Raw genomic sequence first — 16,225 nt, 5'->3', positions numbered from 1 at the left:
GCTCTCAACCTTACATGGTAACGGGGTTGAAATACATAGTCTGAGGCAAACAAATTTCAGCTAAAGAGGTACATAGTATGCTAGAATCATCAGATCCACACATCCCTTTCCTACCCCAAAGCGCTTTTCAGGCCCCTCCTAAACGGCTCAATCTCTTCTGGAGAATGGCTTTCTTCTGGCTAGGCACTGTGCTGATCTTACTTCTTTATCTTGCTCTAGGCAACCTGGCTATAGCAAGTCACAATACCATTTTGGTTTATGCGGCAATGACTGTCATCTATCCAGGCCTGGTCCTTGGTCAGACAGCTCTATTCAGGCGCTTTGTGGATCGGCGCTCGTGGCGATCGCTGGGGTTGAATCTGTCGCGCAAAAGCCTTGTGAATTTCCTGCAAGGAATTGGCTTTGCACTTTTGCTGTACGGCCTCGTGTACGGAACACTGATCGCGCTGGGCCAGGTAAAAGTTGTCGCCCTGCAAGCCAATACAACTATTCTAGCTGGCTTACTTTTTAGCCTTCTGACCGCCTTCATAAGCGAACCACTGATAGAAGAGCCATCCTACCGCGGCTACGTTTATCGCAACCTTAACAGTCATCTTCCTTGCTGGCTTGCTATTATATTGCAATCGCTTATGTTTACAAGCAGCTATGTGTGCGCAACCATCATCTCAGCATGGCTGGGCCTAAAGGGTGCAGGGCCGGCCGGAAATCTAGCGACCTATATCCCAGATATGCTCTTGTTTGGCTCTTTGATGCAGATCCTGTGCATTGCCAAAAATAATCTCTACATGAATATGGGCTTCCACATCTTCTCAATTGAAATAGGCCGCACCTACCTGGTTTCCACAAGTTCTCTTGCCCTGCTCAGACTGGCGCTTGCTCCCGAGCTTTTCCTCATCGCTAAATTTACTGTTCTCATACTAGGAATTGTGCTCTTCGTGCTCTGGCAGTCCTTGCGCGGCCACCCTATTGATTGGCAAGCGCGCATAGCCGATGAACCTGAAGCAGAAGATCATAAGTTTAAAAGCAACACATACAGGGTGTAAAGAACATTGAAACCTGCAACATCGCGCTCTTAAAAAGCGCTGGACCCTTTTTGAATATCCCGGATCGAGCATAAAGCTCGATCCAAAACGCCTGGAGATCCTTCTTCTCTCTGTTGGGGAACGCTTGCACAATTATCAAATGGGGGATATAATCACGTAAATGCAACCGTTGGGGAACAGCCCATCAATGTCCCGGGAAGAGAGAAAGGCATGGCCAAAAAGGTTCCGGCAACGCTGCGCTGGTCAGCAGAAGATAGCCACTATATCTGGCAGAAAGATGGAAATACAGAGAAAAGGTTGGAGTTATCAGCTCATGACACCTTATGCCAGCTCCTCGACGAATACGCATCTTTTTCCTTTCAAGGCCAGCAAGGACACCTCAATTTACTTAAGGAGACACGCGTAAGAGGGGGAGATGGCTACTGGTACGCCTATCGCCGTCAGGGTAAACGTGTCGTGAAGAAGTATGCCGGACGCTCGGCCGATCTTACAACTACTCGTCTGGAGGAGCTTGCCCTCACCATGCAAGCAGAGAGCATTCAGAGTGAGCCGGCCCAGGAGCTGCACAAGCCGCATCCTCAGCCCACTCAATCACAGCAGCCGCCGCTGCTCGCGCCCAAACTGCACCTTCCACGCCCAACTGCTTCCCTACTTGCTCGCGAGCGTTTGCTGGCTCGACTTGATGATGGACTTCTACGCAAACTAACGCTGATACAAGCGCCGGCTGGTTTCGGCAAAACAACGCTGGTGAGCAATTGGATAGAGACACGCCATAAGCACGATAGAAGCTCACCTCAAGTCGCATGGGTTGCCCTGGATGAGGGAGATAACGATCCGATCCGTTTCTGGCACTATCTTATTGTGGCCTGCCAGGCCTTTCAACCGAACCTGGGAGAGAGCGTCCTGCCATTGTTGCACATAGCCCAACGGCCTCCTTTTCCACATCCTTCGCTAGAAACCATTCTCACCGGGCTGCTTAACGAGCTGGCCGACCTGACGGAACGCGGCATCCTGGTGCTTGAAGATTATCATGCCATTCACAACAGCGAAATCCATCAAACTATGTCTTTCTTCCTTGAGCATCAACCCGCCAGCCTGCATCTGCTCCTGATGACGCGGGCAGAACCGCCGTTGCCTCTGGCCCAGCTGCGCGCCCACGATGAACTGCTTGAACTTGGGGCGTCCCAGCTGCGCTTTACTCAGGATGAGACGCGAGATTTTTTGCGGCAGACCTTACCTTTTCCGCTTGAGGATTCGCTACTGGACCTGTTACAAAGACGGACTGAGGGTTGGATCACCGGATTACGCCTGCTCACGCTGGCTCTGCAAGGGGATGAAGCTTTCTCAGCCCACAAGATGGAGCAGCGCCTGGCAAATATCAGTGGGAGCCAGCGCCATATCCTCGACTATCTGGTAGCCGATGTGCTCTCCTCTCAGGAGGAGCCGCTGCAAACCTTTTTGCTGCAGACGACAGGCCTTGCCCGCCTGACGGGTTCGCTCTGCGATACGGTGACAGGCCGCGCTGACAGCACGCTTTTGCTCGAACAGATTGAGCGCGCAAACCTGTTTTTGCTCCCAATAGACGAGAGTGGTACCTGGTATCGCTACCATGCGCTTTTCGCTGAGGCGATGCAGCATGAGGCACGTCGCCGTCTTGGCGAAGAGAGTCTACTTGCCATCGCTAGCAAAGCCAGTCACTGGTATGAGCAACACGATATGCTCTATGAGGCGGTTGAGTCTGCGCTGGGCGCGCACGAAGTGACCCGAGCTGCTGCGCTGATGACACGTATAGTTGAGTCAGAAAATATTTTGCAACATCAGGAATTGCATACCTTTTTGCGCTGGCTCAGACAGTTCCCTGAAGAGATCCTGCGCACGTCACCAACACTTAGCGAAACATACGCCATGGTAATACCGTTTACGGCTCATCGGCACCTGTCAACCTTAAAGCCACAGTTTGAGAAGTATCTCCAGATGGCCGAGGATCGCTTGCGCACACTCGGCGACCTGCCTCGCCTGGGCGAAGTATTGGCCTTGCACGCGCTTCTCAGCAAGCACGTAAACGATCAAGCAAGCACAATCTGCTGCGCGCAGGAAGCGCTCAAGCTCTTGCCGGAGGAGAAAAAATATTGGCGGAGTCTTGCGCTTTCTTTGCTCGGCATATCAGCGATCTTTGCGGGCAGGGTGAGCGAGGCCCGACAGCTCATGCATGAAGCCGGGAAGCTCAAACCTGTCTCCTACGAGAATAGTTATACCAGGAGTAGTTCGCTTGTCCAGCAGGGCTATCTTGCCCTTGGGGCTGGCCATCTTGAACAGGCAACTTTGCTTATGCAGCAGGTCCTCGACATAGCCGTAGATGATCGCTCAGATCAGGGAACGGCCCTGCTCCTGCTGGCGACAATCTGTTATGAGTGGAACCGTTTGGCAGAGGCCGAGCAGTATATCCAGCAGGCCTACACAGTAAACACTGAGGCTGGCGATGAACTATTATGTCTCCAATCGGCAATCCTGCAAGCGCGCATGCTCTACGCTCGCGGTGAGCATGCACAGGCGCTTAATTATTTGCAGCTCCTGGCGACTGGTCTGGCGCACCCACGCTTTGGCCGCGAGGTCGAACTCTGGCTGGCGCGCTTCGCCCTTGCCTCTGGTGATCTCCTCGCTGCACAACGCCGGCTTGCCGGACTACGCACTCTGGCTCAGAACGACTCCCCTGCAGATATCGCGCGCGAGCAAGAGGATCTGTTGGCCGCGCGGCTGTTGATTGCCCAGGGAGAAGAGGAGCAGGTGCACAAGGCGCTAGATATCCTTACCTACTGGCGAGCAGAGGCGCAGAGTCAGACGCGCTTTCGCAGTGAAGTAGAGATATTACTGATCATGGCCCAAGCCTATGAACGCCTCAGGCGCGGACAGGAGGCGAAAGAGGCACTCAAAGAAGCGCTCTCCCTGGCACAAAGCGCTGGCTATCAGCGTCTCTTCCTCGATGAAGGCGCCGATATGGCTGCCCTGTTGAAGGGGATTGCAGCCGAGGTACGTGCGCCGCTGCAGGTGGCTTTTTTGCGTACGTTGTTGCGCAGCTTCACCACCAACCAGCCCTCGAAGGCAACGACTGACAGCGATGACTTGCTCAAAGCGCTAAGTACACAGGAGCGACGTGTACTCAATCTCCTTGTCGCGGGCCGCACCAACCCGGAGATCGCCAGCGAACTTGTCGTTTCCCTCAATACTGTGAAAACGCAGGTCAAGAGTATCTATCGCAAGCTTGATATTGGCAGCCGCCACGAGGCCAGCGAAGTGGCACGACGTCTAGGCCTGATATAGAGTACGGTTTCCCTCATCAAATCACCCGCCCAAATGCCCCGACCGGGTGATGCCAGCCTACCCGCTTTCTCCTTATACTTCTGCTATCACAGAAATTCGACATTGAGACTTTTCTCCCTATTCTGATTAAGGAGTAATTATATGTCCGCGACAGAGCGTTCCTTACGCCCGAATACGTCACCCGGGCAAGGGGAACAATTTACCTTCACATTGCGCAACGGCAAGATAGCCAATCCCTGGCTCGCGCTAGGGGCGCTCATGTTTGGCTTTTTTATGGCCCTTCTCGATGTTACCATCGTCAATATTGCGCTCTCAGATATCGCTTCTAAGCTCAATACCGATCTCACAACGGCAACCTGGGTCCTGAACGCCTACAGCCTGGTCTTTGCCGTGCTTTTAGTAAGCATTGGTCGTTTTGCCGATCAATTTGGCCGCAAATTGATCTTTATGGCTGGCATGGTAGTCTTTAGCCTGGGCTCGCTCCTCTGTGCGCTCGCACCCTCAATTGGGGTCCTTATCGCAGCGCGGGCCTTCCAAGCCATTGGAGCTGCCGCCCTCAATCCTATTAGCCTGGCCATCATCATCTCGATCTTCCCACCCCAGAAGCGAGGAGCAGCAATCAGCGTCTGGGGCGCGGCAGCGGGAATCGCTTCGGCAGTTGGCCCGGTACTTGGCGGTTTCCTGGTCCAGAACTTCGACTGGCGAGCAATCTTTTTCGTCAATATTCCTTTCTGCATCATTGGCTTGATTATGGTCGCTCTCTTCGTCCCTGAGACGCGCCAGATCAATGGCAGCAAGGGTATTGATCTGCCTGGTCTGTTAGTCCTGAGCATTGCCATGTTTTGCCTCGTCCTGGCGATTATGCAAGGCAACGCCTGGGGTTGGGGCTCACTCACGGTTCTCGCGCTCCTGGCCGCCACGCTCGTGGGCCTGGTCCTTTTTGTCTTCATTGAGACAAGACAGAAAGATCCGATTGTCGATTTCAGCCTGTTCAAGATTCGGAGCTTCACCGCCTCCAATATATCGATGTTCCTCTTTGGAGTCGCCATTCAGGGCGCGTTCTTGATGATGGTACTCTACTACATCAATGCGCAGGGCAATGACCAGCTCAACGCAGCTTACGCGATCTTGCCCATTCCCCTTACATCCTTTGTCGTCTCGCTACTTTCGGGTGCCTTCAGTCGCTTCCTCAATCCTCGCATCATGGGTACGGTTGGTCTGGCTGCATTGACGATTGGCTTTATACTTACCTTTCTCACCAATGCAGATACCTCCTACCTCGATATGGCCTGGCGTCTGACGTTCCTGGGCATTGGCATGGGTCTCGGCTTTCAGAACTTCCCAACATTCGCCCTTTCCGATATACCACGCACCAAACTTGGCGTAGGCAGCGGCATCTTTAACACCTTCCGCCAAATTGGCTTTGCGCTGGGCGTCGCTATTCTTATCGCCATCTTTACCAGCCAGATCATGCCCAACATTGATCAGGCTCGCGAGAACTCGGTGCAGATTGTAAGCCAGGATAGCAAGTTGCCTCCACAGCTGCGCAGCAGCATCATCGAGGGGCTGAAGAGGAGCAGCGCCAGCACTCCTGCCTCAGCAGAGGACGCATCCTCCTCATCGTCAAATCGGGCTTCATTTGACCTGAGCAAGCTGGCTGATAAGATTCCCGGTCCCGCCGGCCAGGCTCTCAAGCCAGAGCTAAGATCGCTTAATGACAGCATTGCGCACCAATTCAAGGAGGGAATCATCAATGACTTTCGCCTGACCTGGCTCGTTTCTGCCATCTTCGCGGCCATTGGGACCATCGTCTCGCTCATCACGGCAAGCGAGCGCCGCAAGCCCGCGCAGGATACACAAAGCGAACCGCCTCTCGTCACGGCTGCGCACTAATTTTGCTGCGCTAAGATATGCGCTGGCACGAAGCTCCGCGCTTTGAGGTAGAGCTTTGTGCCGCGAGGGAGATCCTTTTTCATGCTTGATTGCCTGGAATGGCAAGCTGCTCCAGGCTTTTCCCCGAGGTGCTTTACTGGCTTTCTTGTTGGAGCTGCTCTAAATATTCTGCGCGTAGAATACTATAGACGCGGACATCGTGATATTTGCCAAAGCGCATAATCATCTGTCGCAGGGTTGCCTCGTACTTAAAACCTGCCTTCTCATCGGCACGCCAGCCAGCAATATTCTCCTCCATATCCTGGGTCTGGATACGGTTGAGATTTAGCTCAAGAAAACCGTAACGTAACAGGAGTTTTGTTGCCTCAGTGCCGTACCCCTTACCCTGCCGAGAAGGATCGATTTTCACATAGAACTCGGCACTCTGATTGAGCATATTGATGTCTTTTAAGCCAGCAATACCCATAATCTCAGCTTCACCTTTGAGCGCTACACCTAACAAAATATGCGAGAACTCTCGATAGAACTGGCCAAGGCGCTCCTTTATACGGTGATTATTGCTCGGGTAGACATTGAAATAGCTACGCATCTCCTCGTCGTTGTGCCAGCGGGCCACCTTGTCAAAATCCTGCTCTGGCTCAAGTGGGCGCACATAGAGGCGCGGCCCTATAAGAAAAGGGTTCTGCATTTCTTTTTGCTCCATGATGATATTCCTTTCACCTCCTGCCATCGATTTACCGGCTATAACGTCGTTGCTGCTTCTCCGCATAACGCTCTTGAGCGAGCTGGATCAGGCGATCCAGGAGTTGGGGATACGAGAGACCGCTCACGGCCCAGAGTTGAGGATACAGGCTCGTCTTCTCGAAACCGGGCATGGTGTTGACCTCGTTGATATAGTAAGTATTTGTGTCTGTATCGAGGAAGAAGTCTACGCGCGCCATCCCATTAAGATCGAGGGCCTTATAAGCCCGCAGCGCCATTGCACGCAGCTCCTGGGCCTGTTCGTCGGGAATATGAGTTGCCGGAATATCGAACTGAGCCGTATGATTTACGTATTTTGCCTCATAGCTATTGAAATCGCTTCCGTGCAGGACCTCGCCAACGACCGAGACTTGCGGCTCATCGTTACCAAGAACCGCGCAGGAGAATTCACGCACGGCATGGCCTTGCTCGACAACGATCTTGCGATCATATGAAAAGGCAAGCTTCACAGCTCTCTCCAATTCCGCCCGATCTCGTGCCTTGTTGACGCCAACGCTGGAGCCAAGATTGGCCGGCTTCACAAAGCAAGGATAGGGCAGGCGCTGCTCTATGGTGTCAAGTACGTCCTCGGGATTACGCTCCCAGCTGTGATGCTTAAAGGTAAGTGAAGCGACGAGAGGCAAGCCGGCCATGTGGAAGATCTTTTTCATGATTTCCTTATCCATGCCAATTGCCGAGCCCAACACACCACACCCGACGTAAGGGACGTTGGCCATCTCAAAGAGTCCCTGAATCGTGCCATCCTCTCCATGCGGACCGTGCAAAATGGGAAAGAATACGTCGAGCGCCTCAACACTGGAAAGAGGATTTCCACTCTGAAGGTCAATCAAGGATTGCGGAGCATCGCTGCCTGCCTTTACTGCCACAGCGGAAGTATCGGCCTGGGACTCGCCAAGGGCCGGATCTTTTCTGGCCTGGAGCAATTTCTCTGGCTCGACGCCCCAGAGCCAGTTTCCCTGCTCGGTAATCGCAATTGGGATGACTTCATATTTCTCGCGATCCAGATATTGCAGAGCCGAGGCTGCCGAGTTCAGCGAAACCTCGTGCTCGCCAGAGCGCCCACCAAAGACAACCCCAATGCGTTTTTTCTTTATAGTCATTCTTCTTCTCCTTTTTGGTCTGTGAGGAGGGCTACCATGGTTTCCATGTGCAAGCGATGCCCACCCTTGACCAGAACCAGGTCATCAGACTTCACTTTCTCCTTGAGCAGGGCAACAGCTGCGCGTTTGGCCTCCTCTACCTCGGCCTCCTGATAGGGATCGACCTGAAAGTAATAGATGTTTTGTGCCGGCATGCCCGACTCCTGCGCGCCTTGGATAAAGTAGCGGGCGTAGTCTCCAATGGCCACCAGATAGTCGCAGGTGCCATTGAGAGCCTTCCCCACAGAATAGTGTCCCTCCAAGGTATAGTCTCCCTGCTCCATCACTTCCCCCAGAACCGCCCAACGCTTGCCAGTGGCCGGCAACGGTGTTTCGCGCAGAGCCTGTGTCATTATAATAAGGGATTCCTGGACGGAATTGTAAGTATCATCGATGACTGTACTACCATTGGGACCTGCGCCGCGCCTGACTTCACCCCGTCCTTTAAACGGTGTAAGCGTCTCTAATCCATCGCGTATGACATCAAGCGGTATACCCGCCGCATGGCCAACAGCCGCAGCAGCCAGCGCCGTGGTGACTCCGTGTGCGCCCGGCAATGCCAGTTTCACCGGAATCTTCTGCCGCTCAACGCACAGGATAAAATGGGTGCCGAAGAGACCAAGCCCTTGAAGCTCCACCGCGCGCACATCGGCCTGGGCATCTCTGCCATAGTAGATTACACGTGCTCTGGTCTTCTCGTTCATCGCCCGTACCCGCTGGTCGTCATAGTTCAACAAAGCTATGCCTTCTTCTGAGAGCACCTGCACAAGTTCGCTCTTGCCAATGGCGACGTTTTCTCGTGTGCCAAAGTATTTCAAATGAGCCGCGCCGACAGTAATAATGACAGACCAATCGGGGCGCGCAATCGTTTCACAAAGCTCACGTAGCTCTCCTATACGCTCGGTTCCCATCTCCAGAACTGCATAGCGATGCTCTGCTTGCAAACTCAAAAGGGTAAGGGGATAGCCAAGCTCATTGTTATAAGAGGAGTAAGTTTTTAAGGTTGGAGCAACTTTACTCAGGATAGCCGCAATAGCTTCCTTGGTCGTCGTTTTGCCACTACTACCAGTTATACCTATTTTTATGGTTTCTGGCTGTCGTTGCACTCTCACCCGCGCGGTAGCCTGGACAGCTTTGACGACATCTGGCACAACAAATTGAAGAAAACCTGGAGGAACGTCCGCGTGAGGCGTGGTACAGAGGGCGCCAATGGCCCCGGCTCGTGCCGCGTCAGGGATAAAGTCATGCCCATCCACTCTGGCACCTTTCAGCGCTATATAAAGATCTCCCACACCGCAGTGGCGGCTATCGTGCTGCGCGCTACGGAAGGATAGATCCGGCGCAGGATCGGTTGTGCCCACAATAGAGATATGTCCCCGGTTTCCCTGTAGAAGATCCTCGAAACTAAACATCCTATAGTGCCTTTCTACTTGACCTTTTCGAAAAATAAGAGCATCCTTGCTGCATGGTGGACGGCTCCGGATAGGGCGCCCTTTCGATCCGCCACAGGATACTGAAACTTGTTCAGGAGATTCTTCATCTCCCGCCACCAGCTGAGGAGAATGCTCGGCAGCAATACCGCCTAGCCATTTTACCTACGTTTATTTCCACATGAGCGGATTCCAGCGTCTCGTTCATATGCTGTAAATTAAATACTTGTCTGGCATTATGCCGATATGGCCTTTTTCTTCCCTAGCGCTGGAAAAAATATGCCTTCTTCGCAGGGCGTGCCAAATCCGCTCAATCAACTATGCAGGGATAGGGCATTGCTGTGCATATGGTATCTGCAACGTACTTCCCATTTCCTCGTTTTTATCTATCAGTGTATCACAACATTAATACAGCATTAAATACTACAAGATAAAGGTGAGCCTGTCAAGGGAAAGGAGCCTCAGTACAATCATACAATTTCTGTGGCACAAGAGCCAATCATAGGCAAAATAGGACCTGGAGACCATGAAGTGCTCCATTCTATGCATCGATGGGCAGAGCAGCGAAGAGCAGCAAAACTAAATGCACCTTCATCCAACTAAGTACGTATAGTAAAATAAGTCAGCCTTACGCGTAGTATATTGAACAGCAGAAATAAGAAAGGACTCGATGAAACGTTCATTTTGGCGGATAGATAGATCTTTTATCGCTCAACCCTGGCTAGCCCATGTGTTCCGGCCCAGGGATGTGCAGATGCTTCCCATTGCCCGCAAAAAACTGCTTATACTGCAGATTGCCTGGTTGTTTGTAGTCCTGTTTATAGGAACTCACATCCTGCTAAGCTTTCCTGCCTTCGTAAAGAACTGCGAAAGTCCTACATGTGCCTTCTCGCCTTCCGAGGCGCTCGCGCTCCAGAACTGGGGAGTCTCTGCGGATATGCTAAATGTTTCTTTTATGATCCTCAGTCTCCTTCAGGCCAGCGTCTTTTTCAGCGTAGCCACACTCATTTTCTGGCACACTCCGCGCAAATGGATAGCCCTATATACTGGTTTTATGCTAGTTACACTAGGGGGAACTATTTCATTCAGGCCATTTTATGATATTCTAGCCCCTCACTCGTCAATATGGTCTTTCCTGCTATTATTGCTCGATTTTTGTGGACCTTCGCTCTGGTTTTTCTTTTTTCTGCTTTTTCCCGATGGGCGTTTCATCTCGCGCAAAGAATTTGTAGCTACAGGGATATTCGTTCTGTTCATCCTAGCACGTATAGCTATCTCTTTCTGGCCCGCCACTTCAAAAGCATGGTATCCGTTATCCCAAGATATATTCAACCTCATTATGCAGGTTACTGCTGAGCTCATTCTTATTTATCGTTATACAAGCTTAGTTGACAATGTACAGCGCCAGCAAAGTCGCTGGGTAGTATGCGGCCTGACCCTGCAAATTGCCGCCTTTCTGGGCCGATTTTCTGTCAAGCTCTTCTTTAGCTCCTACAGTATTCTCGTTCTCACTTCCCGAGCAGGCATACTCCTGGCAGGAATTTTGCTGCCCTTAACCCTTGGTATCGCTGTTTTACGCTATCGCTTATGGGATCTCGGCCTATTTATCAACCGTACCCTGGTCTATGCTCTTTTGAGTGTGTGCATCGTCGCTCTCTATATCTCCATAGTTGGTGGGAGCGCAATCCTATTTCAAACTAACAATAACCCCCTTGTTCCACTGCTAGCAACTGGGCTTATAGCTGCCTTGATACAGCCGCTACGTGCTATCTTACAGCGTAATGTAAATAAACTGTTGTATGGGGAGCGCGATGCCCCCTATGTTGTGCTCGCGCGTCTGAACCAACGTTTAGAAAGAACGCTACTTCCCCAGGCCGCGCTACAAGCAATAACCGAGGTAGCGGCCCAGGCCCTTATGCTGCCTTACGCGGCTATTATCCTGGAAGAAGATGGTATGCAGAGAGTCAATGCAGCCTTTGGGGAGATAGCCGGGATAGAGCGAGAGGCGTTACTGAAGATACCGCTCGTGGGGCAAGCGGGGCGGTTAGGCGAAATGGTGTTGGCCCCACGCGGCCCACATGAGATTTTTACAGAATCAGATCAAAAGTTGCTGCAAGAGTTGGCCCGAAGAGCGGAGCTGGTTATTCACGCGGCACACCTCACCTCCAATCTACAACGCTTAACTAGCGATTTGCAACGTTCTCGTGAGCAACTCGTCCTGGCCCGCGAAGAGGAACGCTACCGTATACGCCGTGATCTGCACGATGGCGTTGCCCCTACACTGGCGGCGCTTGCGCTCTCAGCCAACACGATAAGCGAAGTTGCGCTTACCAATTCGCCCTCCGCTGCCCAGATGGCCAGGGAGCTCGAAAAAGAGTTACGAACTACTATCGCCGACATCAGACAACTTGCCTACAATTTGCGGCCTCCGACATTAGATCAATTGGGTCTCATCGCGGCAATACGCGAATACGCAATTCAGCAGATGGGTACTGGGGCAATAAGCCCATCCTCGCCGAAGAAAGAGGCGAGCTTAAAAGTCATTGTGCAGGCTCCAGAAACGCTACAAGCTTTGCCCGCCGCCGTCGAAGTTGCCGCCTATCGTATAATCCAGGAAGGCCTTATGAATGTCGTGAAACATGCCAAGGCCAACATCTGCTGGATACGCTTGAGCGCAGCAGATGTGCTACAAGTAGAGATTATTGATGACGGGATTGGTATATCTGCCGCGCCCCACATGGGCATAGGTAGCCTCTCGATGCGCGAGCGAGCAGAGGAAATTGGAGGAACTTGTGTCATCGAATCCAACAACGGAGTGGGCACGCGCGTCTGTGCCCGGTTCCCCTTACGCACAGGAGTAGTCGATGGAGCAAACAAACGCTAAATTACGCATTCTGCTTGCCGATGATCATCCCCTTTTTCGTCACGGCCTGCTAAGTTTGTTGCAGGCTCAAGCCGATTTTGAAGTCGTTGGGGAGGCTGTCACTGGAGAAGATGCTGTAAGGCAAGCAGAACAGCTACAGCCAGATATCATCTTAATGGATATCCGCATGCCAGGCATGAACGGGATCGAAGCCACACGCCGTATTTTGCATATTAATCCGCACATCCGAATCTTGGTCATTACTATGTTTGAAGACGATGCTTCTGTCTTCGCGGCTATGAAAGCCGGCGTGCTCGGGTATGTGCTTAAAGATGCACAGAAGAACGATATCCTACGGGCGATTCGCGCGGTAGGTAGTGGCGAGGCAATTTTCGGTCCCGCTATAGCCTTGCGCCTTATGAATTTTTTCGCAACATCCCTACCTGAGAGTGCAGCGCCAGAATTACCATTTCCCGATCTGACCAGGCGCGAACGTGAGATCCTGGAGCTAATCGCGCAAGGCCTTAGCAACACAGAAATCGCCGAGCGCCTGGTCCTGAGCCATAACACAGTGCGCAATTACGTCTCGAATATTTTCAGCAAACTACAGGTCGCTGATCGTGCGCAGGCCATTGTTCTGGCCCGCGAAGCACATCTCAAGTAGCCCTGCGTTGCACAGTTGCTAAGCTCTACACGCATTGTCTTGCCACCTATCCTTAGTGGATACGCGTGACGCTAACTATCCTTAACTTGATTGATGTAAAGTAATTTTTAGCAACTTTCACCCGCCCTTCTCGCTCTTCAAGAGCGGGCGAGATCCAAACATCAGTTTCAGTTATTTTACGCTTACATCATGTTTCATACCAGCCTCATAATGTCCTGGCAAATAGCAAGCAAATTCTGGACGTGAGCCCGCAGTAGAAGCGGCAAAGGTATATTCGAGCGTCTTCGTCTCACCCGGCTTAATATCATCAAGAGCCGTTAAGGCCATCCCATCCATGTGCGACATGTCCATACCTCCCATATTGCCCTCCGCCTTAGGCATAATCATAAATTCATGGTTTGTGCGTCCATCATTGGTGATCACAAAACGATAAGTGGTGCCAGGGGCAAAACTGGAGAGCGACGAGTCAATTTTGAAATCCGAGAGCTTGACTGTAACATCCTGTGGTACTGTCGACGAGTTGGCGGTTGAAGAGGTAGTTGAACTACCACAGGCAGTCATAAACAGTAACGTCACTCCCAACAAGATGCCGGATAACCAATGTAACTTCATTCCTATTTTTTCTCCTTCTGTGCTTCGATTGGAGCATAAAACTTGCAGCTTAACGGCCATAGCATCCCTACCCTTTGGGCCGATTTGCGTTGTCTTAAACATACCCATACCCCCGGACAGGGGATAGAGATATGTTTAAGAATATAATATGTCCCCAGTCAGATGTCAAGAGAAGGATCAGGATATATGCAGGCTATCCTGTGGTTCATCTTCATTTGCCCAAAACTCTGCAGGGGCCAGCGGTAAAGCCACGCTAAAGGTTGAGCCCTTTCCTGGCTGACTCTCAACCTTTACAGTTCCCTTGTGCACAGTGACAATCCACTCAACAATCGAGAGACCTAATCCACTTCCGGTGCTTGTCGTTTGTGTACGCGCGGGATCGGCGCGATAGAAACGCTCAAAGATATGAGGGAGATGTTCAGGAGCAATACCGCTTCCGGTATCCTTGACCATCAGATGTGCTAAAACTTCGTCGTGCTCCACCAAAAGTATAACGCTTCCTCCCACCTCGGTATAGCGTAACGCATTATCCAGTAGATTCATCACCACCTGGATCAGCCGCGCCTCATCGCCAAGCACAACAGTATGTTGCGCTGCCTGAACTTGCAGCTCAATTCCACGCTCTAGAGCCAGCGCTTCGGCAGTAGAGGCAACAGCCTGCACAAGACGATCGAGGCTCACTGGTTCCAGTTCAAAGTGCGTCTGGTGCTCATCTCCACGCGCTAAGGCGAGCAAATCGCTAATGAGGCGTCCTAGCCGTTCAGTTTCGCCCTTGATCTCTTGCAGCATCTGCGCATACTCTGCCGGAAGATCGGCTTGAAGCAAGGCTAGATCCGTCTTACTACGAATCGCCGTTACGGGAGTACGCAGCTCATGGGACGCATCGGCGACAAAGCGGCGCTGGCGGCGAAAGATCTCTTCAAGGCTGGCGATCATTTCGTTGAAGGTACTGGCTAGAAAGTGCACTTCGTCAGTTGAACGAGGTACGGGGACACGTTGTTGCAAATCGCCACGTTTAATATCGCGGGCCGCCCGGGTCAACTGTTGAATAGGGGCTAAAGCGCGCGCAGCTAGCCAATAGCTGCCCAGGGCGCTGCAAAGCAGAATCAAGCCTCCTTGCATGAAAAGCTCGCGCGCAATATTCTGTAGCGTATGATGCAGTTCACCTAACGGCTGACCTATCTGGATTACCGCATAAGGCTTGCCATTCTGGCTGAGCGCCTGGCTATAGAGCTGGACCTCCTGTCCATCCTGCGCCCAGATCGTTCCATGCCAGGAGGCACCTTGCAGGGGTTGCGTTACGCTTGCCTCGGGCACCATCAAGTTCTCAAAGGCCGGTGTCTCGTGTAAGGGCGTGCCTCGGCTATCGAGCAAGCGCACAAGAACGCTAAAGGCAACATCTACATGCTGAGAACGCTCCTCCTCGACGCTCAGCGTGAAATCCGGCAACTGACGGGCTACCCCATGAAGCCTGATTGTACCATGATCATAGCTGATCCCTTTAGCGATCTGCTGAGCCTGCGTTTGCAAATTACTATCAAGGCTGGCATCTAATTTAGCTTCAAGATGTTTATACAGCAGATAGCCCGAAATCGCCAGCAGGAAGGCAAAGACAAGAGTATACCAGAGCGTTAGTTGCATACGAATACCTGGGGGAGAAAGGTGACGCAGAAGCGGCTTCATCGTTCCGGCTCCTTTAGCTGATAGCCAATGCCGCGCACAGACTGAATAACATTGGGCTCCCCATCGGCACATAGTTTTGTCCGCACATAGCCCACATAGACGTCAATCACGTTGGAGAGGTGTTCAGCATCGTAATCCCAGACATGTTCGGCGATCGTGGTACGGCTAAGTACCTCACGAGGCCGGCGCATGAGAAAATCCAGCAGAGTATATTCCTTGCTGGAAAGGCGAATGAGCCGCTGGCCCCGGCGCACTTCATGAGTACTTGTATCCATAGTGATATCCATAAACTTGAGCACAGTGTTTTTAGGCGTACTCTCACGCCTGAGCAAGGCCCGTATCCTGGCTTCTAATTCACGAAAGTCAAAAGGCTTAGTTACATAATCATCGGCCCCAAGATCAAGTCCCTGAACTCGATCATCGACCCCTTCCAGGGCCGTAAGAAAGAGAATGGGCACGTTGCTTTGTCGGGTGCGCAATTGGCGACAAACTTCAAAACCATTCAGGCCAGGCAAGAGGATATCAAGGATAATGAGATCATAAGGAAAAACCAGCGCCAGATGAACCGCGTCGTCTCCATCAATGCTTAAATCAACTGCATAATGGCAACGTTCGAGGCTCCGCTTGAGATCAGGACCCAAAGAAGGATGATCTTCTACAAGCAAAATACGCATACAACTCTACTCCTGCTTTGTAAATTATGAGAACCTGCATATGTCAACCCATATCTTCTCATCGTTTTCTCATTCGTCTTTGCTATAGTAACATGTAAGCGTAGAAGAAAGTGAATGTACTTTTGCCTACCAGAGCATTTTTCT

General features: G+C 51.8%; 11 protein-coding genes. 5 read left to right on the top strand and 6 right to left on the bottom strand.

Translation table 11 applies throughout. The features are described 5' to 3' along the window. Positions 1-77: 77 nt before the first annotated feature. From EPA93_RS12165 to EPA93_RS12155, 3 genes are all read left to right on the top strand, one after another. Positions 78-1,043: a type II CAAX endopeptidase family protein gene (locus tag EPA93_RS12165; RefSeq protein ID WP_129887767.1), complete on the top strand. Its 966-nt coding sequence runs from the start codon at positions 78-80 to the stop codon at positions 1,041-1,043. 210 nt (positions 1,044-1,253) lie between these two features. Then, positions 1,254-4,361: a winged helix-turn-helix domain-containing protein gene (locus EPA93_RS12160; protein WP_129887765.1), complete on the top strand. Its 3,108-nt coding sequence runs from the start codon at positions 1,254-1,256 to the stop codon at positions 4,359-4,361. A gap of 141 nt (positions 4,362-4,502) precedes the next feature. Next, entirely contained in the window at positions 4,503-6,254 is a 1,752-nt protein-coding gene (locus EPA93_RS12155; RefSeq protein WP_129887763.1) for an MFS transporter, read from the top strand. Positions 6,255-6,387: 133 nt separating this feature from the next. Here EPA93_RS12155 and EPA93_RS12150 read toward each other — a convergent pair whose 3' ends face one another. From EPA93_RS12150 to EPA93_RS12140, 3 genes are read right to left on the bottom strand one after another with little or no spacing between them, the layout of a single operon-like run. After that, complete coding sequence (locus EPA93_RS12150; protein WP_129887761.1) at positions 6,388-6,957, bottom strand: GNAT family N-acetyltransferase; 570 nt, start codon at positions 6,955-6,957, stop codon at positions 6,388-6,390. Between the two features lie 31 nt (positions 6,958-6,988). Continuing rightward, a complete protein-coding gene (locus tag EPA93_RS12145) occupies positions 6,989-8,116 on the bottom strand; it encodes a D-alanine--D-alanine ligase family protein (RefSeq protein ID WP_129887759.1) in 1,128 nt (375 codons plus the stop codon). After that, complete coding sequence (locus tag EPA93_RS12140) at positions 8,113-9,567, bottom strand: UDP-N-acetylmuramoyl-tripeptide--D-alanyl-D-alanine ligase (RefSeq protein WP_129887757.1); 1,455 nt, start codon at positions 9,565-9,567, stop codon at positions 8,113-8,115. The genes EPA93_RS12145 and EPA93_RS12140 overlap by 4 nt, the downstream gene beginning before the upstream one ends. Before the next feature lie 688 nt (positions 9,568-10,255). Here EPA93_RS12140 and EPA93_RS12135 point away from each other — a divergent pair. Next, complete coding sequence (locus tag EPA93_RS12135) at positions 10,256-12,469, top strand: sensor histidine kinase (protein WP_129887755.1); 2,214 nt, start codon at positions 10,256-10,258, stop codon at positions 12,467-12,469. Next, the gene (locus EPA93_RS12130; RefSeq protein WP_129887754.1) at positions 12,450-13,112 is read left to right on the top strand and encodes a response regulator; all 663 of its coding nucleotides are present in this window, start codon (positions 12,450-12,452) and stop codon (positions 13,110-13,112) included. The genes EPA93_RS12135 and EPA93_RS12130 overlap by 20 nt, the downstream gene beginning before the upstream one ends. A gap of 171 nt (positions 13,113-13,283) precedes the next feature. On the opposite strand, the gene EPA93_RS12125 is transcribed toward EPA93_RS12130, so the two are convergent. The 3 genes from EPA93_RS12125 to EPA93_RS12115 form a co-directional block, all read right to left on the bottom strand. Beyond that, positions 13,284-13,724 carry a cupredoxin domain-containing protein gene (locus EPA93_RS12125; RefSeq protein WP_129887752.1) on the bottom strand — a complete coding sequence of 147 codons (441 nt, stop codon included), beginning with the start codon at positions 13,722-13,724 and terminating at the stop codon, positions 13,284-13,286. A gap of 177 nt (positions 13,725-13,901) precedes the next feature. Next, entirely contained in the window at positions 13,902-15,407 is a 1,506-nt protein-coding gene (locus EPA93_RS12120; RefSeq protein WP_165423043.1) for a sensor histidine kinase, read from the bottom strand. Continuing rightward, entirely contained in the window at positions 15,404-16,081 is a 678-nt protein-coding gene (locus EPA93_RS12115) for a response regulator transcription factor (RefSeq protein WP_129887748.1), read from the bottom strand. Before EPA93_RS12115 ends, EPA93_RS12120 begins: the two co-directional genes overlap by 4 nt. Positions 16,082-16,225 lie beyond the last annotated feature (144 nt).

The organism is Ktedonosporobacter rubrisoli (assembly GCF_004208415.1).
GTDB classification, from domain to species: domain Bacteria; phylum Chloroflexota; class Ktedonobacteria; order Ktedonobacterales; family Ktedonobacteraceae; genus Ktedonosporobacter; species Ktedonosporobacter rubrisoli.
This window is presented reverse-complemented; position numbering and strand designations above follow the sequence as displayed.

Coding starts and splice junctions, on each gene's coding strand:
- EPA93_RS12120 (WP_165423043.1), bottom strand. CDS start 15,407: ATGAAGCCGCTTCTGCGTCACCTTTCTCCCCCAGGTATTCGTATGCAA.
- EPA93_RS12140 (WP_129887757.1), bottom strand. CDS start 9,567: ATGTTTAGTTTCGAGGATCTTCTACAGGGAAACCGGGGACATATCTCT.
- EPA93_RS12125 (WP_129887752.1), bottom strand. CDS start 13,724: ATGAAGTTACATTGGTTATCCGGCATCTTGTTGGGAGTGACGTTACTG.
- EPA93_RS12160 (WP_129887765.1), top strand. CDS start 1,254: ATGGCCAAAAAGGTTCCGGCAACGCTGCGCTGGTCAGCAGAAGATAGC.
- EPA93_RS12115 (WP_129887748.1), bottom strand. CDS start 16,081: ATGCGTATTTTGCTTGTAGAAGATCATCCTTCTTTGGGTCCTGATCTC.
- EPA93_RS12145 (WP_129887759.1), bottom strand. CDS start 8,116: ATGACTATAAAGAAAAAACGCATTGGGGTTGTCTTTGGTGGGCGCTCT.
- EPA93_RS12150 (WP_129887761.1), bottom strand. CDS start 6,957: ATGGAGCAAAAAGAAATGCAGAACCCTTTTCTTATAGGGCCGCGCCTC.
- EPA93_RS12130 (WP_129887754.1), top strand. CDS start 12,450: ATGGAGCAAACAAACGCTAAATTACGCATTCTGCTTGCCGATGATCAT.
- EPA93_RS12135 (WP_129887755.1), top strand. CDS start 10,256: ATGAAACGTTCATTTTGGCGGATAGATAGATCTTTTATCGCTCAACCC.
- EPA93_RS12165 (WP_129887767.1), top strand. CDS start 78: ATGCTAGAATCATCAGATCCACACATCCCTTTCCTACCCCAAAGCGCT.
- EPA93_RS12155 (WP_129887763.1), top strand. CDS start 4,503: ATGTCCGCGACAGAGCGTTCCTTACGCCCGAATACGTCACCCGGGCAA.